A 5,146-nucleotide genomic window follows, 5' to 3' on the forward strand; every position below is an offset into this window, starting at 1 on the left:
GTATTAAATCGTATTGCCCTACGGTTGTTAAAGTAAGCCAGTGGAGCGATCGAAAAAAGAAGATTAAAACCCCTGCACTTCCATCAATTTTGTTTGTTAATATTCAAGAAGCTAATAGGAATCTTGTATTTGATTGCCCAGGAGTTGTTCGATACATGTTTTTTGATAAAAAAATTGTAAGTGTGCCTCAAAAAGAAATAGATACTATAAAGTCGCATCTTGAGGGAAAAAACTGTGTTAGTGTTAATACTTCTCTAACTAATGTTGGTGATTCTATAAGTCTTGAGCAATTTAACAATGAATCAGGAGAAATAATAAAAGTTTCATCCAATAGAATTTGGGTGAAGCTATCAAGTCTCAATATGATAATTATTTTAGATATTTAATCAGATATTCATATATTTTAAGTACTTTTGTTACTAGATATTCTTAAAGCTATAAAAACACAAGAGTCTGTGACTCACAATGGCGAAGCCGTTCCTGTTATTATGTTAGATTCACTAATTACATCCAAAACACGTTTACGAGTTCTTGTAAAATTCTTTATCAGAGCTGCTAATAAGGGGCATTTAAATGCTCTTGCTAGTGAGTTTGGTGAATCTACCAACGGAGTTAGAAAGGAATTGAATAAACTGAAAGATGCAGGATATCTTGTTAGTCATAAAGAAAGAAACAAGGTAATTTACCATGCTAATGTAAAACATCCCTTGTATGCTGTTTTGCAAGAGTTAGTTAAAAAGCATTTAAGATTAGATGATATTGTTGAGAGTGTGATTAACCGAATTGGTACAGTAAAAAAAATTATTTTAGTAGGAGATTACGCGCATGGTGTTGATTCAGGATTAATTGAAATAGCTCTAGAGGCAGATTCTGTTAATTTAGAATATATAAAGGATCTCGAAAAGAAACTTAAAAAGACTATTGAAAGAACAGTTAAATTTAGTTATGATTGCATTGGAGATGAAGGCATAGTTTTATTTGACAAAAATTTAATGTACTATGAAGATTAAAAATATATGTTGTATTGGGGCAGGCTATGTAGGAGGACCAACCATGGCCGTAATTGCAAAACAAAGTCCTGAAATAACGGTAAATGTTGTTGATGTTAATCAAGACAGAATCGACGCTTGGAACGATTCAAACTTAGATAACCTACCTGTATTTGAACCTGGTCTTGCCGAGGTAATAGAAAAGACTAGAGGCAAAAATTTATTCTTTTCTACAGAAATTGATAAAGCTATTGAAGAGTCAGAAATGATTTTTATAGCCGTTAACACACCAACAAAAACATACGGTGAAGGTAAAGGTCAGGCTGCAGATTTGAAGTATGTTGAGCTTTGTGCACGACAAATTGCTAAAGTGGCAAAAACAGATAAAATTGTTGTTGAAAAATCTACATTACCAGTCAGAACAGCAGAAGCCATTCAATCTATTTTAGATTTGACTGGCAATGGGGTAAAGTTTGAAGTATTATCTAACCCAGAATTTTTAGCAGAGGGAACTGCCATCCAAGATTTATTTAAATCCGACAGAGTATTAATTGGTGGGCAACAAACAGAAAGTGGAAAAGAAGCCATCGATAAGCTCGTTGAAATTTATACCAACTGGATTCCTAGAGAGAAAATATATACAACAAATGTGTGGTCTTCCGAGCTTTCTAAGTTGGTTGCTAATGCCTTTTTAGCACAGCGTATTAGTTCTATAAATAGTATTTCGGCATTATGTGAGGCAACAGGCGCAGATGTTGATGAAGTAGCCACAGCCATTGGAATGGACTCAAGGATAGGTTCCAAATTTTTAAAATCTTCTGTTGGTTTTGGAGGCAGTTGTTTTCAAAAAGATATTTTGAATTTAGTATACATCGCAAAGTCTTTAGATTTGGATGAGGTTTCAGAATACTGGAACCAAGTCATAAAAATTAACGACTATCAAAAAGAACGTTTTGCTAAAAAGATAATGAAATCTCTATTTGGCACAGTATCTGATAAAAAAATTACACTTCTTGGCTGGGCGTTTAAGAAAGATACAAACGATACACGTGAATCAGCAGCTATATATATAGCAGACTTACTCATTGAAAACGGTGCTAAAATATGCGTCTATGACCCTAAGGTTAGCGAGCAAAGGATGTTAACGGATTTAGATTATTTGAATAGCCGTTCATCGGAAGAAAATAGAAAGGCGTTAACGTTTGAAGCTGACCCCTATGAAGCGTGTGAAGACTCTCATGCTATTGCTATAATTACTGAGTGGGACGAATTTAAATCTTACGATTGGGATAGTATTTTCAAAAGTGTTGTAAAGCCTGCAAAAATCTTTGATGGACGAAATATTTTAGATGCTCAGCATCTTGAAGATATAGGCTTTGATGTATATTCGATTGGAAAATAGAATTTTTACCAAATTTGAAATCAAGTAAACGACATATAGCAAAAACGATTAGTTGGCGATTAGTCGGGACTATAGACACGCTATTACTTTCATGGGTTATTACAGGTGACTTATTTACAGGAGTTAAAATTAGTGCATTAGAAGTCATCTCTAAAATGATTTTGTATTACATGCACGAAAGGGTTTGGTTTAATTCGTCAGTATCAGATATAAAAAAACGACATCTTTTAAAAACTTTTAGTTGGCGATTAGTTGGAACACTTGACACTATACTTATTGGATGGCTGATTTCGGGAAACCCTTTCATTGGATTAAAGATAGGAATAGCTGAAGTCGTAACTAAAATGGTTCTATACTATTTTCATGAGAAAGTATGGTATAAATCTAATTTTGGCTTGCAAAGTAGAAGTTAACTCACATGAGTAAAAACACAACTAAATATCAATTTACTGTCAGTCAATCGGATAGAGAAAAGTTGCATAATCATAAGGCTTTTTTAATATGGTTTACGGGTTTGTCTGGCTCAGGAAAATCAACTATTGCTAATGCCTTGGAACATGAGCTTTACTCTAGAAATATTTCTACATATATTTTGGATGGCGATAACATACGTCAAGGGATTAATAAAGACTTGGGATTTTCTTCTGAACACAGAACGGAGAATATTCGTAGAATAGCCGAGATAGCCAATCTTTTTGTCGATGCAGGAATAGTGACATTAGCAAGTTTTGTTTCGCCATTTCGAAAAGATAGGGAAGACGTGAAAAAAATAGTTGGTGATGATAAGGTTATAGAAATATATGTTAGCACTTCATTAGAAGAATGTGAGCGTAGAGATGTAAAAGGGCTTTACCAAAAAGCCCGTAATGGGAAGATTACAAATATGACTGGCATTTCAGCACCGTATGAAGCGCCACTAAGTGCTGACTTAGAATTAGATACTGAAAGCCTGAGTGTTGAGGATTGTGTCCAAGCAATTTTACAATTAATTGAAAAACGATTAGATGGGTAATTACGTTTTAAATCACATAAGAGAATTGGAATCGGAGGCTATCTTTGTTATAAGAGAAATTGCCGCTCAATTTGAAAATCCAGTTTTATTATTTTCAGGAGGGAAAGACTCCATTGTTCTTACTCATCTAGCAAAAAAAGCATTTTACCCGGCAAATATTCCATTTCCATTAATCCATATTGATACTGGGCACAACTTTCCAGAAACCATTCAATTTAGAGATGAGCTGGTTGAAAAGTTAGGGGTAAAGCTTATTGTAGGTTCAGTTCAAGAGTCTATTGATAAGGGGAAAGCTAAAGAAGAAACTGGCGCTGATGCTTCACGGAATTCATTGCAAATAGTATCCCTATTAGATACTTTGGAAGAGTATAAAGTAGATGCCGCTATGGGTGGAGCTAGGCGAGATGAGGAGAAAGCCAGAGCTAAAGAACGTTTTTTCTCACACCGTGATGAATTTGGTCAGTGGGATCCAAAAAATCAGCGGCCAGAATTATGGAATCTATTTAACGGTAGAAAACACTACGGTGAGCACTTTAGGGTTTTCCCTATTTCAAATTGGACAGAAATGGATGTGTGGGAATATATCAAAGCTGAAAATATTGAACTACCTAGTCTATATTTTTCCCACAACAGAGAATGCGTTGTTAGAGATGGTGTTATTCTTGCCAACTCAGAGTATATTACTCTAAAAGATAATGAAGAAGTAAAAGAAATGACCGTCCGATTTAGAACGTGTGGAGATATGCCCATAACAGGAGCAGTGGAATCTTCTGCAGATACATTGAAAAAAGTCATAGAAGAAATAGCCACTACGCGATCAACTGAGCGTGGTGGACGAGCAGATGATAAGAGAGCGGAAACCGCTATGGAAGACCGAAAAAAACAAGGATATTTTTAAGTAATGAGCACTAAAAACGTAGAACTTTTACGATTTACTACAGCGGGCAGCGTTGATGACGGAAAAAGCACCTTAATAGGACGGTTATTGTACGATAGCAAATCTATTTTTCAGGATCAGTTAGAGGCTGTAGAACAGTCAAGTAAAAACAAGGGCTTTGATTATGTAGATTTATCTCTTTTGACAGATGGTTTGAAGTCCGAAAGAGAGCAAGGAATTACAATAGATGTCGCTTATAGGTATTTCGCTACACCAAAACGAAAGTTTATCATTGCCGATACTCCTGGACACATTCAGTATACCCGAAACATGGTAACGGGCGCCTCAACGGCTAATCTTGCTATCATTCTCATTGACGCTAGAAAAGGCATGTTGGAGCAAACCCATCGACATGCATTTATTGCTTCATTGTTAAGAATTCCTCATGCCATAGTGTGTATCAATAAAATGGATTTAGTAGACTACAGTGAAGATGTGTATGAAAATATAGTATCAGACTTTAAAGCATTTTCTTCTAAGCTGGACATTAAAGACATTCAGTTTATTCCCATTTCAGCACTCAATGGAGATAATGTTGTAAACCGTTCTAAGCATATGGACTGGTATGAAGGAAGTACACTAATGTATCATTTGGAACACGTTCATATTTCAAGTGATTACAACCATGTAGATTGCCGTTTTCCTGTGCAGTCAGTTATTCGTCCACATACTTTAGAACACCAAGACTATAGAGGCTTTGCTGGTAGAATAGAGGGAGGAGTGTTTAAGCCTGGAGATAAAATTAAGACGCTTCCATCAGGTTTTACATCGGTAATAAAAAGTATTGATTTGAATGGCGAATCTAT

7 protein-coding genes are annotated in these 5,146 nt (G+C 35.4%); all 7 read left to right on the forward strand.

Translation table 11 applies throughout. From position 1 onward, the window contains the following. The coding region (locus ISP73_07825; GenBank protein ID MBL6658489.1) for an antitermination protein NusG at nucleotides 1–386 on the forward strand (386 nt) is incomplete at its 5' end. Nucleotides 387–488: 102 nt separating this feature from the next. After that, nucleotides 489–1,010: a winged helix-turn-helix transcriptional regulator gene (locus ISP73_07830; protein MBL6658490.1), complete on the forward strand. Its 522-nt coding sequence runs from the start codon at nucleotides 489–491 to the stop codon at nucleotides 1,008–1,010. Continuing rightward, a complete protein-coding gene (locus ISP73_07835; protein MBL6658491.1) occupies nucleotides 1,000–2,391 on the forward strand; it encodes a nucleotide sugar dehydrogenase in 1,392 nt (463 codons plus the stop codon). The genes ISP73_07830 and ISP73_07835 overlap by 11 nt, the downstream gene beginning before the upstream one ends. Nucleotides 2,392–2,405: 14 nt before the next feature. Beyond that, nucleotides 2,406–2,804: a DUF2061 domain-containing protein gene (locus tag ISP73_07840; GenBank protein ID MBL6658492.1), complete on the forward strand. Its 399-nt coding sequence runs from the start codon at nucleotides 2,406–2,408 to the stop codon at nucleotides 2,802–2,804. A 5-nt stretch (nucleotides 2,805–2,809) separates the two neighbouring features. Then, a complete protein-coding gene (gene cysC, locus ISP73_07845) occupies nucleotides 2,810–3,403 on the forward strand; it encodes an adenylyl-sulfate kinase (protein MBL6658493.1) in 594 nt (197 codons plus the stop codon). Continuing rightward, nucleotides 3,396–4,301 carry a sulfate adenylyltransferase subunit CysD gene (cysD, locus tag ISP73_07850; GenBank protein MBL6658494.1) on the forward strand — a complete coding sequence of 302 codons (906 nt, stop codon included), beginning with the start codon at nucleotides 3,396–3,398 and terminating at the stop codon, nucleotides 4,299–4,301. Before cysC ends, cysD begins: the two co-directional genes overlap by 8 nt. 3 nt (nucleotides 4,302–4,304) lie before the next feature. After that, on the forward strand, nucleotides 4,305–5,146 hold an 842-nt coding region (locus ISP73_07855; GenBank protein ID MBL6658495.1), incomplete at its 3' end, for a GTP-binding protein.

It is taken from the genome of Flavobacteriales bacterium (assembly GCA_016779935.1).
In the GTDB taxonomy this organism is placed as follows: domain Bacteria; phylum Bacteroidota; class Bacteroidia; order Flavobacteriales; family UBA7312.